Source organism: Stenotrophomonas sp. NRRL B-14846 (genome assembly GCF_050473585.1).
In the GTDB taxonomy this organism is placed as follows: Bacteria; Pseudomonadota; Gammaproteobacteria; order Xanthomonadales; family Xanthomonadaceae; genus Stenotrophomonas.
In genome coordinates, this window is sequence record NZ_JBFLUN010000022.1 from 3,653,437 (window position 1) to 3,678,168 (window position 24,732).

Below are 24,732 nucleotides of genomic sequence, written 5' to 3' on the forward strand. Positions count from 1 at the left end.
CAGAATTCCAGCTGCGCCCATGAGGTTGCCGGCCAGCGGCCGGCACGACCCGTGCGCAACTGCGTTACAGTCGAGCACGCTCGACATTACGAACACAACTGCATGGACGACATCCACCCGATCGCGCCGGACAAGCGCGCCGCCATTCTTTCCAGCCTCGCCGACATCGAACAGCGCCACGATGTGCGTGTGCTGCTGGCCTGCGAATCCGGCAGCCGTGGCTGGGGCTTCTCTTCGCCGGACAGCGACTACGATGCACGCTTCATCTACGTGCATCGCCAGCCGTGGTATCTCAGCGTCAACGAATCCACCGGTCCCGGCGATGCACAGCGCGATGTGATCGAGCTGCCGATCGACGAGGAGCTCGATGTCAGCGGCTGGGACCTGCGCAAGGCACTGCGGCTGGTCTCCAAGTCCAATCCAACGCTGATCGAGTGGCTGCGTTCGCCGATCGTGTACCGGCAGGATGATGCTGCGGTGGCGCAGCTGTGGGAGGCGGCGAAGGGGTTCTATTCGCCGCTGGGCAGCTGGTGGCACTACATGAGCATGGCGAAGACCACGTACAGCCGCCATCTGGGCGAGCCCACCATCAGTACCAAGAAGTACCTGTACGTGCTGCGTGCCCTGCTTGCCTGCCAGTGGATCGAGAGCGAGCCCACGCCGCCGCCCATGGCCTTCGAGGACCTGCTGGACCGGCTGCTGCCGGACGGTCCCGTGCGCGACGCCATCGACGCCCTGCTGGTGGTGAAGCGAGACAGCGCCGAAGTCACGGCCCGTCCGCGCGTCGTCATCATCAGCGACTACATCGACCACGCAATGGCCGTGCGCGCCGAGCAGGCCCCGCCGCTGCCGGCTGGACAGGGCGACAGCGCGTGGCTGGACGCGCTGTTCCGGAAGATGCTGGCCGAACACGCGCCTGCATAGGCGACCGCGCCTGCTTCTGGTAGTGCCGGCCGCTGGCCGGCAACCTCATGGCGCGCCCGGATTTCCGTAGTTGCCGGCCAGCGGCCGGCACTACCCCGCGGCACGCACGCGGCGTGCCGACCACGCGGGTATCATCGCGGTGAACGCCCTGATTTCCGGAGACACCGATGAACCCGCTGCGCCCCTTCCGCGACAAGATGCCCGTCCTCGGCGAGCGCGTGTACATCGATCCGGCCTGCACCGTCATCGGTGACGTGGAACTGGCCGAGGACGTGTCGGTGTGGCCGGGTACGATCATCCGCGGCGACGTCAACTACGTGCGCATCGGTGCGCGCACCAATGTGCAGGACGGCACGATCATCCACGTCAGCCACCACAGCCCGTACAACAAGGCCGGCTACCCGACCCTGATCGGCGAAGGCGTGACCGTCGGCCATGGCTGCATCATCCACGCCTGCACCATCGGTGATTACAGCCTGATCGGCATGGGCGCCTGCATCCTCGATGGCGCCCGTGTGGAACGGCACGCTTTCGTCGGTGCCGGTGCGGTGGTCGGCCCGGGCAAGGTGGTGGGCGAAGGCGAGCTCTGGGTCGGCAATCCTGCCCGCCCGGCGCGCACGCTGAGCGACAAGGAGATCGAGTCGCTGCACTACTCGGCCGACCACTACGTGCGGCTGAAGGACGAATACCTGGGCTGAACGGCCAACGCCGCCATGCGGCTCTGCTAAAGTCTGGGCCCGACCAGGACCTGTCGAGACCCCCATGCCTGTGGCTGCCTGCCGGAGAGGACTCCGCCGCCCACAACGAAGGCCATCGCACTGATGGCCGCACCGATGCTCGATACCTACCGCGAGGTGGTGACGCCGGAGGGTGTGCCGCTGCAGTTGCCGGCGGCCGGCCCAGTGCCACGGGCGATGGCCTGGCTGGTGGATCTGGGCGTGCGCATCGCGGTGCTGGTGATGATGTCGATCCCGCTGGCATTGCTGGACAAGTTCGGCTCCGGCCTCTACCTGGTGCTGATGTTCCTGGTCTACTGGGCCTACCCGATCGTCTGCGAGGCACTGTGGGGCCGTACCCTGGGCAAGCGCGCACTGGGCCTGCGCGTACTGTCGCGCGATGGCGCACCGGTGGGCTGGATGGCGTCGATCACCCGCAACCTGCTGCGTACCGTGGACATGCTGCCGTTCGGCTATGCATTGGGCCTGATCAGCAGTCTGTTCGACCCGCATGGCCGCCGCCTGGGTGACCTGGTGGCTGGCACCGTGGTGGTGCACGCGCCTGCGCTGTACCTGCCGCCTCCGTCCACCATCGACAGCGTGCTGGCTCCGCCGCAACCGCTGCGGCCGGAAGAACAGGCGGCGCTGATGGCCTTCGCCGAGCGCGCGCCGCGCTTGTCGGCGGCGCGCCAGCAGGAACTGGCCGGCATTGCCGAACCGCTGACCGGCACCCACGGCCAGATCGGCGTGCTGCGCCTGTATGCCATGGCCAACTGGCTGCTGGGGCGACGATGAAGCAGGAGCAGTTCGTCGCCCGCTACCAGCAGGAATGGCAGGACGTGGAACACTGGCTGCTGCTGCGCGCCGGTGCTTCGCGCCGCACGCGGCGCAAGGCCAGCGCGCTGGCGCTGGACGATACCGCCTTCCCGCAGCGCTACCGGCGCCTGTGCCAGCAACTGGCGCTGGCCCGCGAGCGCGGCTACAGCCCGCAGCTGGTGCAGCGCCTGCAGCAGCTGATGCAGCAGGGCCACAGCGTGCTGTACCGCACGCCGCCGACGCGCTGGCGCGGTGCACTGGAATTCCTGGTGGCCGACTTCCCGCTGCTGGTGCGCAGCCAGGCGCGCAGCATGTGGGTGGCGCTGGCGATGTTCGCGCTGCCGGCGCTGGCCTGCTTCGTGCTGGTGCAGGTCTATCCGGACCTGATCCACATGGTGATGGACAACCGCCAGATCGCCGAGATGGAGCGCATGTACGATCCGGCCGCCGAGCGCCTCGGGCGCGACAGCGGCACCGACTGGATGATGTTCGGCCACTACGTCATGAACAACATCAGCATCGCCCTGCGCACCTTCGCCAGCGGCCTGCTGGCCGGGCTGGGCACGCTGCTGGTACTGCTGTTCAACGGCGTGACCATCGGTGCGGTGGCCGGCCACCTGCAGCACATCGGCCACGGTAGCCCGTTCTGGCGCTTCGTGGTCGGCCATGGCGCCTTCGAGTTGACCGCGATCGTGATCGCCGGCGGTGCCGGCCTGCAGCTGGGCATGAAACTGCTGGCACCCGGCCGGCGCAGCCGCCTGGATGCGCTGGTCGAGGGCGGCCGCATCGGTGCCCGCCTGTGCCTGGGCGTGGCGTTCATGCTGCTGGTGGCCGCCTTCATCGAGGCCTTCTGGTCGTCGATTGCCGAAGTACCGGCGTGGGGCAAGTTCAGCGTGGCCGGCGTGCTGTGGGCCGGCGTGCTGCTGTGGCTGTGGCGCGGCGGACGCGGAGGCGGCAATGCGCATTGACCACCTGGACGTGGTGCTGCGCGCGCGCAGCGGCTGGGAAGCGATGGAGCTGGGCAGTGCCCTGTCACGCCGCCACGCGCGCGCGGTATGGGGCAGCTGGCTGCTGGCCAGTGCGCCGCTGTTCGTGGTCTTCAACGCGCTGGGCTGGTGGCTGGATGCGTTCGGCTGGGCCTGGCTGGCGATGTGGTGGTGCAAACCGCTGTTCGAACGTGCGCCGCTGTACGTGCTGTCGCGCGGCATCTTCGGCGAGCCGGTCGGTACGCTGGCGGCGCTGCGCGCGCAACGTCACTGGGGCAACAGCGGATTCTGGGGCTACCTGGGCTGGCGCCGTTTCAGCGTGCTGCGCAGCCTGTGCCTGCCGGTGAACCTGCTGGAAGGCAATGCGCCGGCCCAGCGCGGCGCACGCCGCCGCGCCGTGGTCGCCGGTGCCGCGGGCGCCGCTGTCGTGCTGACCGTGGCCTGCATGGCCTTTGAAGCGGTGCTGGTGTCCGGCGCAATCGGCGCGGTGTTCATGTTCATGCCACTGGAGCTGATGTCCGAATCGTGGCGGGCCGCATGGGACATGATCGGCCAGGACACGCCTGCATGGGCGCGGCTGGGCTTCAACCTGGCGTGCTGGCTGGCGTCGGTGCTGATCGGGCCGTTCTACGTCGGCGCCGGCTTCGGCCTGTACTTGAACCGGCGCACCCAGATGGAAGCCTGGGACGTGGAGATCGCCCTGCGCCGCCTGCGCGAGCGGCTGCTGCCGGCGGCGTCGACACTGGCCCTGCTGCTGTGCCTGGCACTGCCGCTGGTGTCCATGCCGGTGCATGCGCAGGACGCGCAGACGGTCGCGGAGCAGGCAGACGATGCCGACGAGGACGAAGACAGCGCGGAGGAACCCGCCACCGCGGCGAACGATCCGGCCAATGCACCGGCCATGATCTTCGGTGCGGCGCCAGTGGACACCGCCGGCTTCCGCCAGGCGGTGAACCGCGCCTATGAAGATCCGCTGCAGCGCCCTACCCGCCAGGTCACGCGCTGGAAGCCGATCGAACAGGCCGAGGAAAAGAAGAAGGAAGATACGTCGCCACAGGGCGACAGCAGCAACAAGGGCAAGCGCAGCAACCGCAAGGCCGGCATCGCCTGGCTGGCGCGCCTAGCCGAGTGGGGCCTGTGGGGCCTGCTCGGCATCCTGCTGCTGGTGCTGCTGCTGACCGCGCGGCTGTGGCTGCCGTGGCTGCGCGGCAGTGGCCGGCGCAAGGCCGACGCTGCACCGCAGGTGGTGGAAGAACAGGTAGAGCTGCCGGTCGTACTGCCGCCGGACGTGGCTACCCAGGCCGGCCTGCTGTGGGACCAGGGGCGGCCTCGGCAGGCACTGGCCCTGCTGTACCGCGCCAGCGTGCGCACGGTGGGCGAGCGCAGCGGCATCGCGCTTCCGCCCGGTGCCACCGAAGCGCAATGCCTGCGCGCGTCGCGGCGCATGCCCGATGCCACCGACCGTGACCTGTTCGCGCGCATCGTGCGCATGTGGCAGTACGCCGCCTACGGTGGCCGCCTGCCCAGCCGCGCCGATTTCGATGCATTGGCCGATACCCTGCGCCAGCAGTACAGGTGGCTGGCATGAGCCCGCGCCTGTTCTGGTCGCTGCTGCTGGGCGCGCTGGTGCTGTTCGGCGTGCCGCTGACGATCCTTTACCTGCGCACGCACGAACGCGTGACCGAGACCGTGCAGCTGCCGCCGCAGGGCGAAGCGGGCTACAACCCGCTGTACGTGCTCGGCCAGGCCCTGCGCGCTGATGGCATCGACGTGCACGCGCGGCCGCGGCTGGACCTGCAGCAGATGGCGCTGGGCCCGCACGATACGGTGGTGCTGCTGCAGGACAGCAGCGAGCTGCCGGCGCCGGCGGCCAGGGCCCTGCTGGCCTGGGTCGATGGTGGTGGCCATCTGCTGGTGCGGACGCCGCCACCGGCCGAGGACGACGCCAGCAGCACGCAGGGCCCGCTGCTGGACCAGCTGGGCGTGGACAGCCTGTACCAGCAGAGCGACTGCCAGCCGTTCCACGTCATCGACGATCCCAGCCATGTGGAATTCTGCGGCGGCCGTCGCTTCACGCTGGGCTTTGCCGCCAGTGCGCAGGCCGAACGACGCTGGGGCAACGAGCGCAACCTGGTGTTCGCGCGACTGCGCCATGGCCAGGGCAAGGTGAGCGTGCTGGCCGACATGGAATTCATGCGCGGCGAGGTGGATTCGCCGGCGGCACGCCTGGCGTCGGCCGCGGGCAAGGCCAGCGACGGCCTGCACGATCTCTCGCACCGCGACCTGACCCGTTACCTGCTCGATCCGAACTACGGCAAGGGCGCTTTCTGGCTGGTCTACGCCAGCCGCCCGCCGTCGCTGTGGGCGCGCGTGTTCTACCTGGGCTGGCCGGTGTGGGCGCCGCTGCTGCTGGCCCTGCTGGGCTGGCTGTGGGGCCGTTCGCAACGCTTCGGCAGCCGCCTGCCGTCGCCGGTGCTGGAGCGTCGCTCGTTGCTGGAACACGTGCGTGCCAGCGGCGAACTGCTGCTGCGTTTCGGCCACGGCGCGCGCCTGTATGACGCCGTGCTCGCCCTGTTCCTGCATCGCCTGCGCCTGCGCGCACCGGTGGCCGCCGCACTGGAGGGTGCGCCGCGCGAACAGGCCATCGCCGAACTGCTGTCCTGGCCGCAAGGCCGCGTTGCCAGCGCGCTCACGCCCCCTCCGCCGCACGATTCCTCCGCCCTGCGCGAGCGCATCCGCTTGCTGCTCCAGATGAGATCCCTGCTATGACCGAAGTCCCCGAGCTGCCGGCGGCCGCCAACGCCCGCCTGATCGAACGCGTCGATGCCATCCGCGATGCCGTCGGCCACGCCTTCATTGGCCAGGCCGATGTACTGGACCAGATCCTGGTGGCACTGCTGGCCGGTGGCCACGTGCTGATCGAGGGCGTCCCCGGTCTGGGCAAGACCCTGCTGGTGCGTGCGCTGGCACAGGCCCTGGAGCTGGATTACGGCCGCGTGCAGTTCACCCCCGACCTGATGCCCAGCGACGTCAGTGGCCATGCGGTGTACGACCCGAAGAGCGAGAGCTTCAAGATCCGCCGCGGCCCGGTGTTCACCAACCTGCTGCTGGCCGACGAGATCAACCGTGCACCGGCCAAGACCCAGTCCGCGCTGCTGGAAGTAATGCAGGAAGGCCAGGTGACCATCGAAGGCAAGGCCTTCACCCTGGCGCCGCCGTTCATGGCGCTGGCCACGCAGAACCCCCTGGAACAGGAAGGCACCTACCCGTTGCCGGAAGCACAGCTGGACCGTTTCCTGCTGAAGGTGCTGATCGACTACCCGCAGCTGGAGGACGAGAAGCGCATGGTGACCGCGATCACCAGTGGCCGTGCCGCCAGCGATTTCGACCTGAGCCAGGTGCCGCGTGTACTGGGGGCTGGCGAGCTGCTGGAACTGCAGCGCGCGACCGCGGCGATCACGGTTGATGACGAAGTGATCGACTACGCGGTGCGGATTGTGGCGGCCACGAGGCAGTGGCCGGGCATCGCGGTCGGCGCTGGCCCGCGCGGCAGCATCGCGCTGGTGCGTGCCTCGCGCGCGCAGGCGGTGCTGGCCGGCCGTGACTTCGTCACTCCGGACGACGTGCGCGACATCGCACGCCCCGCGCTGCGCCACCGCATTGCACTGGCCCCGGAACTGCAGATCGAAGGCCAGGACGCCGACGATGTGCTGGGCGCGCTGCTGGCCAAGGTGGAAGCGCCGCGCCGATGAGGCCGGCCCCGCTGCTGCTGGTGCTGCTGCTGGCCTGGGCTGCCTTGGGTGGCCTGGTGCTGGGCGGGTTGCTGCCGCGCTGGAGCTGGGCGCTGGCGGCGCTGGCGATTGCCGTGCCGGCGCTGATGGATCTGTGGCGCCAGTCGCGGCGCCCGTCACCGCAGGTACAGCGCGAGCTGCCCGAAGCGCTGGCGCTGGGCGTGCGCCGCGAAGCCGCGCTGCGGCTGCAGGCCGAGCAATCGATGACGGTGCAGGTGTTCGATCTGGTCCCCGGCGGCTGGCCGCTGGAAGCGCTGCCGCAGCGCGTGCGCCTGCAGGCCGGCAGTGCCTCCACGTTGCACTACCACCTGCAGCCGCTGCAGCGTGGGCACTTCCGCTTTGAAGGCGTGCACCTGCGCATGCGCTCGCCGTGGCGCCTGTGGTGGCAGCAACGCACGCTGCCACCGGCGCTGGACGTGCGGGTCTATCCGAACTTCGTGCCGCTCACCCGCTTCGCCCTGTTCAGTGCCGACCAGGCCTCGCGGCTGGTCGGCGCACACGTGAAGCGCCGCCGCGGTGAAGGCACCGACTTCCACCAGATGCGCGAGTACCGCATCGGCGACAGCCTGCGCCAGCTCGACTGGAAGGCCACCGCACGCGCGCGCAAGCTGATCTCGCGCGAATACCAGGACGAGAAGAACCAGCAGCTGGTGCTGATGCTCGACAGCGGGCGGCGCATGCTGGCCAGCGAAGGCGGGCTCTCGCACTTCGACCATGCCTTGAACGCTTCGCTGGTGGTGGCCTACCTGGCACTGCGCCAGGGCGATGCCGCCGGCCTGTTCGCCACCGGTGGCGAGCGCCGCTGGGTGGCACCGCAGCGTGGCATGGGCACCGTCGAGCACCTGCTGCGCGCCAGCTGTGACCTGCAGCCACGTGCGGTGGCCACCGATTACCTGGCCGCCGCCACCGAAGTGTCGCTGCGCCAGCGCCGGCGTGCGCTGGTGATGCTGGTCAGCAACGTGCGCGACGAGGACATCGAGGACCTGCTGGCGGCGGTGCGCCTGCTGCAGCGTCGCCACCTGGTGTGCGTGGCCAGCCTGCGCGAACGCGAGCTGGACGGCGCGCTGGAGGGCGAGGTGCAGACGCTGGAGGACGCGACCCAGGCCGGTGCCGCGGCGCTGTACCTGCAGCAGCGCGCGAAGGCGCATGAGGCGCTGCGCAGCGAGAAGGTGATGGTGCTGGACGTCACCGCCGATGCCCTGCCCGGCGCGCTGGTGGAGCGCTATCTGGCAGTGAAGCGCGAAGGGCTGCTCTGATACCAACGATCGCCCTGGTGGGTGCCAGCAACGGTTGCCGGCCAGCGGCCGGCACTACCCCTGCAACAACCGACGCATCGCTCTGGTAGGTGCCAACCTTGGTTGGCACAAAACCCACAGCGCCGACCGAGGTCGGCATCTACCAACAACGGTTGCCGGCCAGCGGCCGGCACTACCCCTGCAGCAACCGACGCATCGCTTTGGTGGGTGCCAACCTTGGTTGGCGCGAACCCGCAGCGCTGATCAAGGTCGGCATCTACCCACGGCGGTTGCCGGCCAGCGGCCGGCACTACCCCTGCAGCAACCGACGCATCGCTTTGGTGGGTGCCAACCTTGGTTGGCGCGGAATCAACGGCGCCGGCCAGCGGCCGGCACCACCCCTGCAACAACCGGCGCATTGCTCTGGTAGGTGCCAACCTTGGTTGGCACGAAACCCAAACCGCCGACCAAGGTCGGCATCTACCAACGGCGGTTGCCGGCCAGCGGCCGGCACTACCCGTGTCGTTCTACGACCGGCGTCGGTCGTCCACGTCGGCCCTGAGGGCGCCGCACCGTCATCAGACGTAGATCCGCGTCGGCGCCTCATCGACGATCGCGTGCGGCACGAAGCGCGCACTGTCGCGGGTGATCGCGCTGTCGTCCTCGCGGATGCCGATGCCGCAGGCGTGATCGCCTACCACCCAGCTGCCGATCAGCGGGTAGCCGCCCTCGAAGCGGGTCAGCGGATGCGCGCGCTGGATGATCGCAGGGCCGTCGTAGGGTCCGTCGCTGCTTTGGGTGCTGCCATCGGCCAGGTGCATCTCGATGTTGGCGCCTTCGCGCGAGAACAGCGGCTTGCGCACCCAACCCGACGACAGCGTGCTGCCGTCATCGAAATGCGCTTCCAGCAGGTTCGGATGGCCCACGTTGCGCTGCCACAGCAACGGCAGGATGCCCTTGTTGCTCAGCACCGCTTTCCACGCCGGCTCCAGCAGCTGCACGCCCGAGCCGGGCAGCGCGCGACCGAATTCCTCGGCCATCAGGTCTTCCAGCGGATACAGCTTGAACAGCGTGCCGATCACCGAATCATCCAGCGCGGTGAAGCGGCCGTCCTCGGACAGACCGATATCCTCGATGGCGATGGCCTGGCCATGCAGGCCGGCCTGCGACGCACAGTCGCGCAGGTACTCGACGGTGCCACGGTCTTCTTCGGAGCTGCCCACGGCGCTGAAATAAAGCGGCGGCGGCAGCTGCGTGGCCAGTTCGCCGAAGCGTTCGACCAGCGCCTCATGGATTGCATTGAACTGGTCAGCGTGCTGCGGCAGACGACCGGCGTTGCGCTGGTCTTCCAGCCACTGCCACTGGAAGAAGCTGGCCTCGAACAGCGAGGTCGGCGTGTCGTAGTTCAGTTCGTACAGCTTGGCCGGGCCGGTGCCGTCGTAGGCCAGGTCCAGGCGTCCATAGAGGTGCGGCTGGCGCTGGCGCCAGCTGTCGGCGATCCAGTCGCGGTAATGCGACGGAATCGCCAGCTGGTCCATCAACCGTTCGCTGCCGATGACATCACCGACCAGGTCCATCGCCATCTGGTGCAGCTCGGCGCTGGGGTCTTCGATGTCCTGCTCGATCTGGCGCAGGGTGAAGGCGTAGTACGCGCTTTCATCCCAGTACGGCTGGCCGTCGATGGTGTGGAAGCGGAAACCCGCTTCTTCCGCGCGTGCCCGCCACTGGGCACGCTCGGCAATCCGGATGCGCTGCATGGGTCGATCAGCCGCCGTAGCTGCCGCTGGTGCTGCGGCGTGCGCTGGTGTTGCCGAAGCCACCACGGCTGGCGGTGACCGCACGGTTCGGCTCGCTGGTGACCGGGGCCAGGCCAGCCTTGCCCGCGCCGATGCCGCTGGCGGTGTTCAGGCCGCCGCTGCCGCCCGGAGCCGGACGCGCCCAACCGGCGCTCTTGTCCTGGTAGGCCGGCGAAGCGGCCGGCGCCTGCGGGGCGAGGCCGCCGCGGTTGCTCAGCATCTGCGACATGAAGAAGCCCATCATCATCGGACCGATGAACGAGGTACCGGCCGAGGTGTGCTGCTGCACGCACTGCTCCGGCTTGTAGTCCTTCTCGCAGGCTTCCTTGCTGGCGTACTTCGGCGCCGCATCGGCGGCCTGCTTCTGCGCTTCGGCGAACGCATTGCGGCACGACGACGGATCGCCGGTGGCCTCGGTGCAGGCCTCGACCGAGGTATACAGGCCTTCCTGCACCTTCACCTCCGGCTCCTTCTGGCAGGCGGTGAACAGCAGCGGCGCGGCGCTCATCAGCAGCAGCGCGGTGGTGCGGGAACGTTTCATGGCCTCATGCCCTGTCGACGGATCAATGCCCCAATGATGCCAAATCCGGACCAGCAACCGGAATCGGCAAAGTGGGAAAGATGAACGGACTTTCATTTTCGTCGTTCCAATCAGGAATCGGGGTCGGATCGCGGCCAACTGTCGAAGGCGGGGTGGGTCCGGTGGCAGGGGTGTGAGCGGCATGGATGCCGCGACCAAGCCCCCATGGACGGATTCACGGCGTCCCCTGCCACCGGACCCACCCCGCCGTCCCACGGATAGCCCAGCTGTTGCTGTTGAGGTTGCCGGCCAGCGGCCGGCACTACCGCGGGTGCAGGGCGCAGCCCTGCCGCTCTCTCCCCGGTGGTTGCAGCAGCAACCGAAAAAATTGGCCATGATCAGGCGACCCCCACGTCGTACGGCCCGCCCGTTCCGCCAGCCATGCCCGAATACCGTTCCCGCACCTCCACCGCCGGCCGCAACATGGCCGGCGCCCGCGCCCTGTGGCGTGCCACCGGCATGAAGGACGGCGACTTCCACAAGCCGATCATCGCCATCGCCAACTCCTTCACCCAGTTCGTGCCCGGCCACGTGCACCTGAAGGACCTCGGCCAGCTGGTCGCGCGCGAGATCGAGCAGGTCGGCGGCGTCGCCAAGGAATTCAACACCATCGCCGTGGACGATGGCATCGCGATGGGCCACGACGGCATGCTGTATTCGCTGCCCAGCCGCGAGATCATCGCCGATGCCGTGGAATACATGGTCAACGCGCACTGTGCCGACGCACTGGTGTGCATCAGCAACTGCGACAAGATCACCCCCGGCATGCTGATGGCCGCGCTGCGCCTCAACATCCCGGTGGTGTTCGTCTCCGGCGGGCCGATGGAAGCGGGCAAGACCAAGCTGTCCGAGCACAAGCTGGACCTGGTCGACGCGATGGTGGTGGCCGCCGATGACAGCGCCTCCGACGAGAAGGTCGCCGCGTTCGAGCGCAGCGCCTGCCCCACCTGCGGTTCCTGCTCGGGCATGTTCACCGCCAACTCGATGAACTGCCTGACCGAAGCACTGGGCCTGTCGCTGCCCGGCAACGGCACCACGCTGGCCACCCACGCCGACCGCGAAGCGCTGTTCCGTCGTGCCGGCCGCCTGATCGTCGAGCTCTGCCACCGCTGGTATGGCGGCGAAGACGCGAGCGCGCTGCCGCGCGGCATCGCCACCCAGGCCGCCTTCGCCAATGCGATGACCCTGGACATCGCCATGGGCGGTTCCACCAACACCATCCTGCACCTGCTGGCTGCCGCGCAGGAAGCCGAGGTCGACTTCGACCTGACCCACATCGATGCACTGTCGCGGCGCGTCCCGCAGCTGTGCAAGGTGGCACCGAACACGCCGAAGTACCACATCGAAGACGTGCACCGCGCCGGCGGCGTGTTCGGCATCCTCGGTGAGCTGGACCGCGCCGGCCTGCTCGATACCACGGTGCCGACCGTGCACAGCACCAGCCTGGCCGACGCGCTGGAACGCTGGGACGTGGTGCGCAGTGACAACGACACCCTGCATGCCTTCTTCAAGGCCGGCCCGGCCGGCATCCCCACCCAGGAGGCCTTCAGCCAGGCCACGCGCTGGCCGAGCCTGGACGTGGACCGCGCCGAAGGCTGCATCCGCTCGCTGCAGCACGCATATTCGCTGGAAGGCGGCCTCGCCGTGCTGCGCGGCAACCTGGCCGTGGATGGCTGCGTGGTGAAGACCGCCGGCGTGGACGAGTCGATCCATGTGTTCGAAGGCCCCGCGCGCGTCTATGAAAGCCAGGACGCCGCCGTCGCCGGCATCCTCGCCGACGAAGTGCAGCCGGGTGACGTGGTGGTGATCCGCTACGAGGGCCCGAAGGGCGGCCCCGGCATGCAGGAAATGCTGTACCCGACCAGCTACCTGAAATCGAAGGGGCTGGGCAAGCAATGCGCGCTGCTCACCGATGGCCGCTTTTCCGGCGGCACCTCGGGCCTGTCGATCGGCCACGTCTCACCGGAAGCTGCCAGCGGCGGTGTCATCGGCCTGGTGGAAAACGGCGACCGCATCCGCATCGACATCCCCGCCCGCCGCATCGATCTGCTGCTGGACGAGGCCACCCTTGCCCAGCGCCGCGCCGACGCCGATGCCCGCGGCTGGAAGCCACGCGCACCGCGCCCGCGCAAGGTCACCAGCGCGCTGAAGGCTTACGCGCTGCTGGCCACCAGTGCCGACAAGGGCGCCGTACGCAACACCGCGCTGCTCGGCGATTGATCCCCGTGCGGTAGTGCCGGCCGCTGGCCGGCATCTGCACAATGCGTCTGCACATCAATGAGGTTGCCGGCCAGCGACCAGCACTACCGATCCGGTACGCTGCGCGGCATGACCCATCGCCCGCCGCGCCAGCCCCTCATCGATGCCCTGCGTGGGTTCGCGCTGCTCGGCGTGTTCCTGGTCAACCTGCGCTTCTTCTCGCTCGATGCGTTGATGACCGAGGCCGCGCAGCAGGCACTGCCCAGCGCGGCCCTCGACCACGCCATCCGCACCGGCATGGAATGGCTGGTGGACATGAAGGCGATCACCCTGTTCTCGCTGCTGTTCGGCATGGGCGTGGCGATGCAGATGGATGGCAATGCGCAGGGCAGCATGGCCGCGCACCTGCGACGCATGGGCGTGCTGCTGGTGATCGGCCTGCTGCATTCGGTGCTGCTGTGGTGGGGTGACATCCTGCTGGTGTATGCGCTGGTGGGCCTGCTGCTGCCGCTGTTCCGTCACCTGGGTGATCGCGCACTGCTGTTCAGCGGGGTGTTCATTGCCCTGTTGCTGCCACCGCTGCTGTCGCCGTGGATCCGCGAATGGGTCGCCCTGCTCACACCGCGCGCGCAGATGAACGCCATGGCGCTCGATGCTCTGGCGCACGGCACGCTGGCGCAGGCGTGGTGGCACAACCTGCAGCTGGCCGCATGGCTGAAGCTGAGCAACTGGGCGCTGCTGTTCTTCGTGCTCGGCCGCTTCCTGCTGGGCTACTGGGCCGGCCGTCGCGGGCTGCTGCAGCAGCCGCAGGCGCATCTGCCGCTGCTGCGCTCGATCGCCATCGGCAGCCTGCTGCTGACGGCGGTGTTCCTGTGGATCGATGCCCAGGCCGATGCGCTCAAACAGGCATGGCCGGCGCTGCGTTCGGGCGTGCCCGGCTATCTGCTGCGCGTGTCCTATCGCGTTGCGCCGCTGGCACTGGGCATTGCTGCGGCGGCGATCTTCACCCTGCTCTATCTGCGCCCGTGGGCCGAGCGCATGCTGCGCGTGTTCGTGCCGGCCGGGCGCATGGCACTGAGCAACTACCTGCTGCAAAGCGCGATCGGCGTGCCGCTGTTTGCCGGCTTCGGGCTGGGTATCGGCCCGCAGCACGGGCTGTGGCCAGTGCTCCTGGTGGCGGCGGTGGTGTTCCCGCTGCAACTGTGGGCGAGCGCGTGGTGGCTGCGTGGCCATCGCTTCGGGCCGGTCGAATGGCTGTGGCGCAGCGCCAGCGAAGGGCAATGGCTGCCGCTGCGGCGCTAGAGTGTGCGCGGTCTACAGGAAGCCCCCATGAAATTCTCCCGCGTGGTCCTGCTGCTGGCACTGGCCGGCGCCTCCGCCCCGGCGCTGGCCGACGACTGCCGGTTCGACGATCACGCCGGACTGCAGGCGATGACGCCCGAGGCGTTCAACCGCGGGCCTGGCGATGGCTGGGACGCACTGATCGAGCGCTCGGGCTGCCAGCTGGAGATCGCTGACCTGTTCGCCGCCTACCGCCGACAGTCGAAGGCGGCCGGGCATACCGAGCTGACCTGGCATGAGGCGCAGCTACGCGCCGACGCAGGGCAGCGCGATCCCGCCAGCGCCTTGATGCGGCTGACCTACAGGCCCCGCAACGCTGATCCGGAGGGATGGAACCTGTACGTCGATGCCACCATTGCGTTTCTCGATGACGACCTGCCGGCACTGCGCCGCATGCGCGCGCGACTGGCTGCACTGCCGCCGCCGGCGGGCAGCGGGCTCAACGATGGGTCGGCGCTGATGCAGGCCGTGGATGGCGCGCAGAGGGCGCCATGGCCGCCACGGTTGAAGATCGTCGATGCCCTCATCCGCTGCATGTACCAGCCCTACGCGCTGGCGTCCGGATCGTGCCCGGAACCGTAGTACGGCCCCCGGTCAGCCGATCACGCGCTTGAACGGCGGCAGCGCGTCGATGATGCGCTTGCCGTAGCGGCGGGTCAGCAGCCGCGAATCGAGGATGACCACGCGGCCGGTGTCGGTGGAGGTGCGGATCAGGCGGCCGGCGAACTGGGTCAACGTGCGCAGCGCATGCGGAATGGCGATCAGGTTGAACGCGTTGAGCCCGCGCCCCTCGAACCACTCGCTGAGGGTGGCGGTCTGCGGGTCGGTCGGCACCGCGAACGGCACCTGGGTGATCACCACGGTGGTGCAAGCCTCACCGGGCAGGTCGAGGCCTTCGCCGAACGAATTCAGCCCGAACAGCACCGAGCCCTCGCCTGCCGCCACGCGTCGCAGGTGCTCGTCGATCAGGCGGGTCTTGGACATCTCGCCCTGCACCAGCACCTGCTTGCGGCGCGCGGCCGACATCAGCCCGGCCACCTTCTCCATCTTCCAGCGCGAGGTGAACAGCACCATCGAGCCCTTGGCCCAGTCCAGTTCGGTGTCGAGGTAACGCGCCACTTCGCGCGGATGGCCTTCGCGGTCGTCAGGCGTGACCGGGAACTTCGGCACGATCAGCTCGGCCTGGTTGGGCAGGTCGAAGGGCGACGACAGCGAGACCATCTCGGCCTCTTCCGGAATGCCGTTGTCGATCGCCAGCGACTGGAAGTCGCCACCGCCGGTCAACGTCGCCGAGGTCATCACCACCGAGTCCACTTCATCCCACAGCAGCTTGCGCAGCACGTGCGCGGCCGACACCGGCGAGCCGTGCAGCACCAGGTCGCCGTCGCGGGTGGCGGTGACCCAGCGTGCCATCGGCGGTGCACCGTCCTTGTCCTCGCGGCGCCACGCCTGCCACAGGTTGTACTGCTGCTCGATCATCTCCAGCGCCATGCCCAGGTTGCGCTGCAGGCGCTCGCGCGCGGCATCGTCCGGCTTGCCCTTGGCCACCTGCGCGGTGGCGGCATGCGCCCAGTTGTAGAGGCTGCGGGTATCGTCGGCGAGGGCCTCGATCGGCTCGCGCCAGGCCTCGGGCAGACGACCATTGGCCGCGCGCCACATCGGCTCTTCGTCGGCCGGCGCCGGCATCCACACCCGTTCGATGTGGTCGCGGAACGCGCGCAGCTGCTTGGCCACGTTGCTGGCCACCTCGATCGCTTCGTTCGGCAACAGGTTGCCAAGGCGGTCCTTGTCGACCGCACGGTAGGCACCGGCGATCAGGATCTGCAGGCGGCCGGTGCGCTTGGCCATCTCGTCCAGCGCGAGGCTGGCCGCACCCTGGTCGATCGCCACGTTGCCGATGTGATGGCCTTCGTCCAGCACCAGCAGCATGTCCGAGGGCGGCGCGATCAACGGCTGGCCGTTGTCGCTGTCACCGATCGACAGCGCCGACAGCAGCAGCGCGTGGTTGGTGACCACGATCTGTGCGTCGCGCACCGTATTGCGCGAACGCAGCACCGCGCACTGCGCCGAATAGGCACAGCGGCGCCCGGCGCAGCCCGAAGCCGGCGTGGTGATGCGGCTGCGCAGGCCGGGGCTGATGGTCTCCGGCGCGTTGTCGATGTCGCCGTCCCAGCTGCCGCCGGTGAAGGCGTCGGTCAGGCGCTTGGCGATGTCCATCTCGATCGGCGCCAGCGGCCGGTCGAACAAGGGTGCGTCATCCTCGAACATGCCACCCTGCGAGCCCTCGCCCTGCGCCTCGGCAGCATTGCGCGTGCACAGGTAGCGGGTACGGCCCTTGGCCAGCGCCACGGTCGCTTCCAGGCCGGTGGCCTTGAGGAAATTCGGGATGTCACGCTCGACCAGCTGCGACTGCAGCGCCACGGTGCCGGTGCTGATCACCAGCTTCTTCTTGCTGGCCAGTGCGATCGGTACGCCTGCGGTGAGGTAGCCCAGGCTCTTGCCGACGCCGGTCGGCGCCTCGACCACGCCGACGCCACCGCTTTTCGACAGCGCGCGCGACACCACGCCGATCATCTGGCTCTGCGAGCGACGGGTGGAGAAGCCGGGGGTATTGGCCTGCAGCGTCGTGTACGCCTTGCGGATCGCGTCCTTCAAGGTGTCATCGAGCGTGCGCGGAGCGGCGACGGTTTCGGTCACGCCGGGAACTACCGTAGCTGGATCAGGCTGGCCATTGTCGCATGGCCGGCCATGTCCGCCGCCGCTGGCTGCCTGAACGGGGCAGCGACGACGCCCGGCGGCTGGATGAACACGCCGGACGCTGCTGGCGACGGCCCAGGGCCGTCACCCGGGTGTCACTGCACCGGGTTGCCGCGCAGCCGCAGCAGGCGCACCAGCGCCCACACCAGCAGCACCACGCCGATGGCCTCGACCATCGCCAGCGCGAAGTGCACCACGCCGAAGATGGCGCTCATGCCCGAGATGGCGCTGAAGTTGCCACTGCTGACCAGCCACATCGGCAGCATGCCCGCCGCCAGGCCACCCAGGCTGGACAGCAGCAGCAACAGCAGGCCGACCAGCGCGCCGGTGCGGGTGGCATCGCGCGGCGCACCGACCACCCAGACCAGGCCGACGCACAGCGCGATCAGCACCGGCAGGCGCACGCCGACCATGCTCAGCACGGTCACCATCAGGGTTGTGCTGTCCATCGGTCAGTCCTCGCCGGCCAGCACGGCCGAGCCCTGGCGCAGCGCCTGGTAGACCTCGCCGGTCTGCGGGCGCACGCCGTGCCACTGCAGGAAGCTCTCGGCGGCCTGCTCGACCAGCATGCCCAGGCCGTCGACGGTATTGCGGCACTGCGCCGCACGGGCCCAGGCCAGGAAGGCGATGGCCGCCTCGCCGTAGTTCAGGTCGACGGCGGTGGTCATCGAATTGACCAGCGACAGCGGCAGCTTGAACTCGACGTCGCGGTCGCGGCCAGCCGAGGTGGCGTTGACGATCAGTTCGAAGTCGCCGAGGTCGCGCAGGTCTTCCCAGTAGCGGCTGATCGCACGGCCCGGCTCGCCCATCGCGTCGATCAGTTCGTCCGCGCGCTCCGGCGTGCGGTTGACCACCACCAGTTCGGTGATGCCGGCATCGAGCAGTGCCGGGGCGACGCTGCGCGCCGAGCCACCGGCGCCGATCATCAGCACGCGGCGGCCGCGCAGGTCCAGGCCGTGGCGGTCGGTGAGGTCGCGCACCAGGCCGATGCCATCGGTGGTGTCGCCGTGCCAGCGGTCGCCCTTGCGCAGCAGCGTGTTGACCGAGCCGGCGCGGCGCGCGCGCGCGGTCAGCGTGGTGCACACCGAGAACGCGGCTTCCTTGTGCGGCAGGGTGACGTTGGCACCGACACCGCCCTCGGCGGCGAAGGCCTCCAGGCCGGCCAGGAACGCATCCGGGGCCAGGTCGATCGCGCGGTAGTCGATGGCGATGCCTTCCTGGCGACCGAACGTCGCGTGGATCTGCGGCGACTTCGAGTGGGCAACGGGGTGTCCGAAGACGGCGTAACGGTCGGTCATGGAATCCTCAAGCTGGCTAGACTGATGCTCTTTCGTGCACGGAACCGGATGATGCGCATCACCCCGCCCCTGCTGGTGCTCGCCGCCAGTCTACTCTCTGCCCCCGTGGCGATGGCGTTGAACGAGTACGGCATCGAAGGCATGGGCGTGGTCTCGACCCGCGCCGACGAGGGCCGCGCCACGATCAGCACCGATGGCCAGCGCATCGTCTTCGCCCGCCGCGGCGAGGCCGGCTGGGGCCTGTGGGAGGCACGCGTGGTCGATGGCCGCTGGCAGCAGGCACAGGCACTGCCGGTAGGCGTGGCCGGTGAAGCCCGCGATCCCTACTTCAGCCGTGACGGCCGCTGGCTGCTGTTCGCGGCTGGTCGCGAGGGCGCGCTGGCGCTGTACCGCGCCGCGTTGGCCGCCGACGGCCAGCTGGGCCCGGCGCAGCCGCTGGCCGGTGACGGCGGACGCCGGGAAGAGCGCGGGCCGGCCCTGAGCGCGGATGGCCAGCGGCTGTTGTTTGCCCGGCAGCAGGGCCGTGGCGCCGGCTGGGACCTGTTCGTGTCGACGCTGGATACGCAGGGCCTGCGTGGTCCGGCCAGCGCACTGAGCGCGTTGAACAGCGCCGACGACGAGACCGACGGTGACTGGCTGGGCCATGACGGCGCTGTGGTGTTCAGCCGCGGCAGCGGCAGTACCGCGCAGGTCTGGAGCAGCGGTTGCGCGTGGAGCGGCGTGGCGCTGCAGCCGCTGGGGCTGTCGTTCAACCAGGCCGGCGGCTGGACCGGCGCGCCGGTGATCGACAACGCCAAGCCGGGCGAGATGATGGTTGCCAGCAGTGCAGCGAAGGCGCCGCGTGCCGGTGGCGTGGATGTGTACCGGTTGGCGGTGCCGAAGGTGGCGGCGGTGCCGGGGTGCGTGCGGTAGATCCACGCCATGCGTGGATAGCCGTCTGGTAGATGCCAACCTTGGTTGGCATGCGGGAAAGCGCCAACCAAGGTTGGCGGCTACCAGAACTGAGAGTCAGCGCGACAACACCTTGGCGCGCAACTGCTCGTACTCCACTTCGCTCAGCTGGCCGTTGTCCTTGCGCTGGTTCAACGCGGCCAGCTCGGCCTGCACGCTGTCCGGCAGCGCCTGCTCACGGGCCACGTGACGGGCGGCGGAGAGCTGTTCCGGCGGGCGCTTGCCGGCCCGCCAGGCCGCGATGAACACACCGACGATGATGGCGCCGAACACCAGCGTACCGATGCCCCAGATCAACCATTGCACCCATCCCAGTTCGGGTCCCATCGCGTATTCCTCCGTCTATCGTGGCGCTATTGTCAGCGCTCGCGCAGCCATCGCGCCACCTGCGGCGCGAAATAGGTCAGCACACCATCGGCGCCGGCCCGCTTGAAGCCCAGCAGCGACTCCAGCACGCAGGCGCGTTCGTCCAGCCAGCCATTGGCGAAGGCGGCCTTCATCATCGCGTACTCGCCACTGACCTGGTAGGCGAAGGTCGGCACGCCGAATTTCTCCTTCACCCGGCGCACCAGGTCCAGGTAGGGCATGCCCGGCTTGACCATCACCATGTCGGCGCCCTCTTCCAGGTCCAGCGCGATCTCGCGCAGGGCCTCGTCGCCGTTGGCCGGGTCCATCTGGTAGGTCTTCTTGTCGGCCTTGCCGAGGCTGGCCGCGCTGCCCACTGCATCACGGAACGGGCCGTAGAACGCCGAGGCGTACTTGGCCGAGTAGGCCATGATGCGCACGTTGATGTGATTGCCGGCATCCAGCGCACGGCGGATCGCGCCGATGCGGCCGTCCATCATGTCCGACGGCGAGACGATGTCCACGCCGGCTTCGGCGTGCGATACCGACTGCTTGACCAGTGCTTCGACCGTGATGTCGTTGAGCACATAGCCCTTGTCATCGATGATGCCGTCCTGGCCATGGGTGGTGTACGGGTCCAGCGCCACGTCGGTCATCACCCCCAGTTCCGGGAAGCGCGACTTCAGCGCGCGGATCGCACGCTGCGCCAGGCCGTCCTCGGCCCACGCCGCCGACGCGTCCAGCGACTTCAGCGACGGGTCGATCACCGGGAACAGGTCGATCACCGGAATGCCCAGCTCCAGCGCCTCTTCGGCCACCTTCAGCAGTTCTTCGATCGACAGCCGCTCCACGCCCGGCATCGACGGCACTGCGGTGCGTCCAGCCCGTTCGTGCACGAACACCGGGTAGATCAGGTCGTCGGTGGTCAGCGTGTTCTCACGCATCAGGCGGCGCGAGAACTCGTCGTGGCGCATGCGGCGCGGGCGATAAAGCGGGTGGGACATGGCAGGCTCCGAGGAGTGGCTATTGCAACAGGTAACCCTGCGGCAGCAGGGGTTCGGGCAACGGGCGTTCGCCGAGCGCGTCGAGCTGGTCGATCTCGATCGTGCGCACCAGCGCGTCCAGCGGCAGGTCGTTCGGCTCCAGGCCGAACGGGTCTTCCATTTCTTCGCCCAGCTGGTCCAGGCCGAAGAAGGCATAGGCGAGCACCGCCGACAGCACCGGCGTGCCCCAGCCCAGCGAGCTGGCCAGGCCGAACGGCAGCAGCACGCAGAACATCCACGCACAACGGTGCAGCAGCAGGGTGTAGGCGAACGGCAGCGGCGTGGTGAGGATGCGCTCGCAGCCGGCCTGGATCGACGACATCGCGTGCAGGCGCTCTTCCAGCTGGGTGTAGAGGATCGGGTCGAGTTCACCGGCGCGCAGGGCCTGGGCCAGCTCGGCGGCGATCATCGACAGCAATGCGTCCGGCACGTTCTCGCGCTGGCCCAGCTGCTCGCGCTGCGGCTTGTCCAGCCACGGCAACGCGGCCAGGGCCACGATGCGGCCCCGCAGGCGCGCGGCCAGCGCATGGGCAAAGGCGGTGGTGAGATAGGCGATGCGGCGGCGGCGGCCGGCGTCATCGGCCAGCAGCAGGTTCACCTGGCGGGCCAGCGAGCGCGATTCGTAGACCAGCTGGCCCCACAGCTTGCGGCCTTCCCACCAGCGGTCATAGCAGGCGCTGTTGCGGAAGCTGAGGAAGATCGACAGGACCAGGCCGAGCAGGGTGAACGGCGTGACCGAAACGCGTTCGATGCCGGTCGGCGGCGCCAGTTCCACCACCGCGGCCACCGCGATGGACAGGATCAGGATGGCCAGCACCTTCGGCGCGATCGCTTTGACGATCGAGCCGCGCAGGATGTACAGCAGTTGCCAGCCGTGGGGACGGGGTCGGATGATCATGGGGCAGCCGCGCCGGGCGCGGATTCACAGGCACGCGGGGGGCTCGCGCAGCCGTTCATTGTACGCCCCTGCCCGGCCCGCGGCCGTGTACCTGCGACGCCCTGTCGCACCCGGCGACGCCGCTCAGATCACGCCGCCACCCAGGCCCAGGCGCAGGATGCCGACCACCACCACGATGCCGTTCAGCACCAGCCCGGCCCAAGCCCGGCCCCGCTTGGTCGGGTGGGTGAACAGGATGCCCAGCGCGGCGATCACCGCGCCCACGGCGGCGAACGGGATCAGGAACCAGTTGCCCCAGCCCAGCAGCGGAATCAGCGCCAGGATCATCCACAACAGCGCCAGTACGCCCCACAACAGACTGATCACACCCATTCCGCTCTCCCGCAGTTGGTTCCTGTCTGTCCACCATAGTCGTTCCCGCGGTCGCCGCCTACTGCCGTTGGCGGGGCTGTCACCGGCAGCGTGCTAGCGTGCTGCCGTGCGTGCCCTGGCCCGGGTGTTGGCGCCGATTCAGAGTGGCCCGCCGATGATCGCAACCAGTCCTACAGGGGTCGTGCCATGAACATCCGTTGGGCCGCGTTGGCGGCCATCCTGCTGGTCGCCGCCGGCTGCGCCAGCACTTCCAAGGTCATGCTGGGGCGCGCCCGCGCGCCGATCGATCCGGCACTGGTGCAGATCTATTCGACGCCGCCGGCCGGCTCCCAGGAAATCGCCCAGCTGGAATCGGCATCTGCCGTGGGCTTCGGCACGCAGGGCCAGACCGATGCGGCGGTGGCGCGCCTGAAGCGCGAGGCCGCAGCGCTGGGCGCCAATGGCGTGGTGCTGATGGGCGTGGGCAGCAGCGGTTCGCCGGTGGGCATGTCGGTCGGCGCCGGCACGTTCGGCTCGCACGTCGGCGGTGGCGTCGGCATCGGCATTCCGACCACGCAGAAACGCGCCGCCGGCGTCGCGATCTGGGTACCGAACCCGGCCCCCCCGGCACGGCTGCCGACGCAGGTGATCACGCCGCAGCCGCAGCGTTGACCCTCCCGGGTCAACGCCGGTAGTGCCGGCCGCTGGCCAGCAACATCAGGAATGCTTCCTGCGCCAAGGGAATGCCGGCCAGCGGCCGGCACTACCCCTGCAACAAACGACGCATCGTTCTGGCAGGTGCCAACCTTGGTTGGCACGAAACCCACGGCGCCGACCAAGGTCGGCATCTACCGACGGCGATTGCCGGCCAGCGGCCGGCACTACCCGATGACGTTCAGCGCTTGTACTTCGGCACGAACACCTTGTTCACCGCATCGGCCAGCTGGTCCGGCGGCAGCAGGCCCTGGTCGAGCAGGAAGTTGTTGAACGCCAGGCGGTCGAACTTCGCACCCAGTGCCAGCTCGGTCTGCATGCGCAGTTCCAGGATGCGGGTGTAGCCGTAGAAGTAGCTGCCGGCCTGGCCCGGCATGCGCACCATGTAGCGGTCCAGTTCCTGGGTGGCCATCGCCTTGGACAGGCCGACCTGCTCCATCAGCACGCGCTCGCCGTTGGCACGGTCGGTCAGGCCAAGATTGAGCATCGGGTCGAGCATCGCGCGTGCGGCACGCAGCAGGCGGAACTGCAGGGCGATCATCTGCCCGTCCAGCGGCTCGTACGGCACCATCTCGGCTTCGGCATACAGCGCCCAGCCTTCCACGTTCACCGAATTGAACGCGAACATGGTGCGTGCCAGCGACACGCCGCGCTCGACCATGGCGGTGAACTGCAGCTCGTGGCCGGGGCGGCCTTCATGCGCGCTCAGCGTCCACGCCGCCGCACCGAAGTTGAAGTCGTCGTACTGCGCGCCCGGGCCCGCGGCCGGGTTGCCCAGCGGCAGCACGAAGGTGCCCTGCTGCCCAGTGTTGTTGACCAGCGGCGCCGGCAGGAAATGCGGTGCCGGGCTGGCCGCGCTCTCGGCAGCCGAGCCCAGGCGCATCTGCATCGCGCGCTTGGGCACGTCGACGATGGCATGCTCGCGGATCAGCGGATCGATCGCATCGATCACCTTGCGGTAGTGGCCTTCCAGATGATCGTCGGCGATCTTGTCAGCCTTCAGCGCCCGGATCACCGCCACCGGGTCGCTCGGGTCGGCCACCTTCAGGCCCTTGTCCTTCACCACCAGCGGCGCCAGCTGCTGCATCGCCGAGCGGGTTTCCATGAACTCCAGCTGCGCGCGCTGCATCAGCAGCTTCGGGTCGATGTCGATACCCACCTGCTTGAGCTGGTAAGCGTACAACGGCGCCGGCAGCCGTGCGTCGCTGCGCGCCTTCGGCAGCACGGTCGAGCGCGTCCAGCTGGCGTAGTCCTTCATCTGCCCGGCCAGGGCCTTCATCGCCTCATCGGCACCGGCGATCTGGTACTTCTTCAGCAGCGACTCGATGCCGGTGATATAGGTCTCGACGTTGTCCAGCGACTGCTGCACTTCGATCTTCGTCGGCTGCAGCAGGCTGCTGTCCTTCAGCCGTTCCTCGTAGCGCTGGCGGGCCAGCGTGGTGAACGCGGTGCCGCCCGGCTGCAGGCCGGCATAGGCCTTGAGGCGGTCGATCGCCTTGGCCCGGCGCTCGGCCGGCACCTGGTCGGACAGCAGCAGGTTGAGGCCGCTGAACACCGTCTGCGGCGCATCGCTCCACGGCAGCAGGTACTTCTCGTTGAGCTCGCTGCCTTCGATGTTCTGGTTGGCGGCGTGGATCATGATCTCCAGGTCCTGGCGGACATTGGGATCCTTTTCGGTGGCCAGCTTCGCCTTCAGTTCGTCGCGGGCCTTGGCCATCGCGGCGCGGTAGCGCTTGCCGTTGTCCGGGCCGAGATCGGCCACCTTGTCATCGTAGCCGGGCACGCCGAAGAAGCCGGTTTCTTCCGGCTGGAACGGCCCCTGCGCATCCAGCAGGATCTGCGCCAGTGCATTGCTGCGGGCGACCCAGGCCGGGCTGGCCGGGGTGGCGGCCTTGGCGGCGGGTGCCGCCAGCGCCGGCGGTGCGGACAGCAACGGGGCGGCGGTCAGGGCCAGGGCAACGGCCAATGCAATCGGCTTCATGGGACACTCC

General features: G+C 68.9%; 23 protein-coding genes. 13 read left to right on the forward strand and 10 right to left on the reverse strand.

Annotated elements, in window-relative coordinates; genetic code table 11:
• Nucleotides 1–102: 102 nt before the first annotated feature.
• The 8 genes from AB1281_RS19035 to AB1281_RS19070 all read left to right on the forward strand — a co-directional run bounded on the left by AB1281_RS19035 (nucleotide 103) and on the right by AB1281_RS19070 (nucleotide 8,489).
• Nucleotides 103–924 (forward strand): nucleotidyltransferase domain-containing protein, encoded by an 822-nt coding sequence (locus tag AB1281_RS19035; RefSeq protein ID WP_430346699.1) that lies wholly within the window; start codon nucleotides 103–105, stop codon nucleotides 922–924.
• 167 nt (nucleotides 925–1,091) lie between these two features.
• Nucleotides 1,092–1,622: a gamma carbonic anhydrase family protein gene (locus AB1281_RS19040; RefSeq protein ID WP_075675908.1), complete on the forward strand. Its 531-nt coding sequence runs from the start codon at nucleotides 1,092–1,094 to the stop codon at nucleotides 1,620–1,622.
• Nucleotides 1,623–1,745: 123 nt separating this feature from the next.
• Entirely contained in the window at nucleotides 1,746–2,435 is a 690-nt protein-coding gene (locus AB1281_RS19045; protein ID WP_049444195.1) for an RDD family protein, read from the forward strand.
• Complete coding sequence (locus AB1281_RS19050; protein WP_430346700.1) at nucleotides 2,432–3,424, forward strand: stage II sporulation protein M; 993 nt, start codon at nucleotides 2,432–2,434, stop codon at nucleotides 3,422–3,424. Before AB1281_RS19045 ends, AB1281_RS19050 begins: the two co-directional genes overlap by 4 nt.
• Nucleotides 3,414–5,030, forward strand: coding sequence for a DUF4129 domain-containing protein (locus AB1281_RS19055; protein WP_430346701.1), 1,617 nt, complete (start codon nucleotides 3,414–3,416; stop codon nucleotides 5,028–5,030). The genes AB1281_RS19050 and AB1281_RS19055 overlap by 11 nt, the downstream gene beginning before the upstream one ends.
• Complete coding sequence (locus AB1281_RS19060) at nucleotides 5,027–6,211, forward strand: DUF4350 domain-containing protein (RefSeq protein WP_430346702.1); 1,185 nt, start codon at nucleotides 5,027–5,029, stop codon at nucleotides 6,209–6,211. Before AB1281_RS19055 ends, AB1281_RS19060 begins: the two co-directional genes overlap by 4 nt.
• Nucleotides 6,208–7,194: an AAA family ATPase gene (locus AB1281_RS19065; protein ID WP_005411535.1), complete on the forward strand. Its 987-nt coding sequence runs from the start codon at nucleotides 6,208–6,210 to the stop codon at nucleotides 7,192–7,194. Before AB1281_RS19060 ends, AB1281_RS19065 begins: the two co-directional genes overlap by 4 nt.
• Nucleotides 7,191–8,489, forward strand: a complete 1,299-nt coding sequence (locus tag AB1281_RS19070; RefSeq protein WP_430346703.1) for a DUF58 domain-containing protein — start codon at nucleotides 7,191–7,193, stop codon at nucleotides 8,487–8,489. Before AB1281_RS19065 ends, AB1281_RS19070 begins: the two co-directional genes overlap by 4 nt.
• Before the next feature lie 557 nt (nucleotides 8,490–9,046).
• Here AB1281_RS19070 and AB1281_RS19075 read toward each other — a convergent pair.
• Nucleotides 9,047–10,225, reverse strand: a complete 1,179-nt coding sequence (locus AB1281_RS19075) for a glutathionylspermidine synthase family protein (protein ID WP_430346704.1) — start codon at nucleotides 10,223–10,225, stop codon at nucleotides 9,047–9,049.
• A 7-nt stretch (nucleotides 10,226–10,232) separates the two neighbouring features.
• A complete protein-coding gene (locus AB1281_RS19080) occupies nucleotides 10,233–10,805 on the reverse strand; it encodes a DUF1190 domain-containing protein (RefSeq protein WP_014038869.1) in 573 nt (190 codons plus the stop codon).
• Nucleotides 10,806–11,225: 420 nt separating this feature from the next.
• Here AB1281_RS19080 and ilvD point away from each other — a divergent pair, with 420 nt between their 5' ends.
• The 3 genes from ilvD to AB1281_RS19095 are packed head-to-tail and all read left to right on the forward strand — an operon-like array spanning nucleotide 11,226 to nucleotide 14,966.
• Nucleotides 11,226–13,064: a dihydroxy-acid dehydratase gene (gene ilvD / locus AB1281_RS19085; RefSeq protein WP_075675902.1), complete on the forward strand. Its 1,839-nt coding sequence runs from the start codon at nucleotides 11,226–11,228 to the stop codon at nucleotides 13,062–13,064.
• A 57-nt stretch (nucleotides 13,065–13,121) separates the two neighbouring features.
• The gene (locus AB1281_RS19090) at nucleotides 13,122–14,345 is read left to right on the forward strand and encodes a DUF418 domain-containing protein (RefSeq protein WP_430346705.1); all 1,224 of its coding nucleotides are present in this window, start codon (nucleotides 13,122–13,124) and stop codon (nucleotides 14,343–14,345) included.
• Between the two features lie 27 nt (nucleotides 14,346–14,372).
• Entirely contained in the window at nucleotides 14,373–14,966 is a 594-nt protein-coding gene (locus AB1281_RS19095; protein WP_430346706.1) for a hypothetical protein, read from the forward strand.
• 12 nt (nucleotides 14,967–14,978) lie between these two features.
• Here AB1281_RS19095 and dinG read toward each other — a convergent pair whose 3' ends face one another.
• The 3 genes from dinG to aroE all read right to left on the reverse strand — a co-directional run bounded on the left by dinG (nucleotide 14,979) and on the right by aroE (nucleotide 18,439).
• A complete protein-coding gene (dinG, locus tag AB1281_RS19100; RefSeq protein WP_014038872.1) occupies nucleotides 14,979–17,081 on the reverse strand; it encodes an ATP-dependent DNA helicase DinG in 2,103 nt (700 codons plus the stop codon).
• A 155-nt stretch (nucleotides 17,082–17,236) separates the two neighbouring features.
• Nucleotides 17,237–17,590 (reverse strand): hypothetical protein, encoded by a 354-nt coding sequence (locus AB1281_RS19105; protein WP_430346707.1) that lies wholly within the window; start codon nucleotides 17,588–17,590, stop codon nucleotides 17,237–17,239.
• Between the two features lie 3 nt (nucleotides 17,591–17,593).
• Entirely contained in the window at nucleotides 17,594–18,439 is an 846-nt protein-coding gene (gene aroE, locus AB1281_RS19110; protein ID WP_075675899.1) for a shikimate dehydrogenase, read from the reverse strand.
• A gap of 48 nt (nucleotides 18,440–18,487) precedes the next feature.
• On the opposite strand from aroE, the gene AB1281_RS19115 reads away from it, so the two are divergent.
• Nucleotides 18,488–19,351 (forward strand): TolB family protein, encoded by an 864-nt coding sequence (locus AB1281_RS19115; RefSeq protein ID WP_430346708.1) that lies wholly within the window; start codon nucleotides 18,488–18,490, stop codon nucleotides 19,349–19,351.
• 96 nt (nucleotides 19,352–19,447) lie between these two features.
• Here AB1281_RS19115 and AB1281_RS19120 read toward each other — a convergent pair whose 3' ends face one another.
• The 4 genes from AB1281_RS19120 to AB1281_RS19135 form a co-directional block, all read right to left on the reverse strand.
• Complete coding sequence (locus tag AB1281_RS19120; RefSeq protein WP_430346709.1) at nucleotides 19,448–19,717, reverse strand: SHOCT domain-containing protein; 270 nt, start codon at nucleotides 19,715–19,717, stop codon at nucleotides 19,448–19,450.
• A gap of 32 nt (nucleotides 19,718–19,749) precedes the next feature.
• Nucleotides 19,750–20,739 (reverse strand): porphobilinogen synthase, encoded by a 990-nt coding sequence (gene hemB, locus AB1281_RS19125; protein ID WP_164117844.1) that lies wholly within the window; start codon nucleotides 20,737–20,739, stop codon nucleotides 19,750–19,752.
• Between the two features lie 19 nt (nucleotides 20,740–20,758).
• Nucleotides 20,759–21,676, reverse strand: coding sequence for a bestrophin family protein (locus AB1281_RS19130; protein ID WP_014038878.1), 918 nt, complete (start codon nucleotides 21,674–21,676; stop codon nucleotides 20,759–20,761).
• A 123-nt stretch (nucleotides 21,677–21,799) separates the two neighbouring features.
• A complete protein-coding gene (locus AB1281_RS19135; protein ID WP_005420185.1) occupies nucleotides 21,800–22,048 on the reverse strand; it encodes a hypothetical protein in 249 nt (82 codons plus the stop codon).
• A gap of 186 nt (nucleotides 22,049–22,234) precedes the next feature.
• Between AB1281_RS19135 and AB1281_RS19140 the strand changes: the two genes are divergently transcribed.
• A complete protein-coding gene (locus tag AB1281_RS19140) occupies nucleotides 22,235–22,699 on the forward strand; it encodes a hypothetical protein (RefSeq protein ID WP_014038879.1) in 465 nt (154 codons plus the stop codon).
• 223 nt (nucleotides 22,700–22,922) lie between these two features.
• Here the strand turns inward: AB1281_RS19140 and AB1281_RS19145 are convergent, their stop codons facing one another.
• Nucleotides 22,923–24,722 carry a DUF885 domain-containing protein gene (locus AB1281_RS19145; protein WP_430346710.1) on the reverse strand — a complete coding sequence of 600 codons (1,800 nt, stop codon included), beginning with the start codon at nucleotides 24,720–24,722 and terminating at the stop codon, nucleotides 22,923–22,925.
• Nucleotides 24,723–24,732 lie beyond the last annotated feature (10 nt).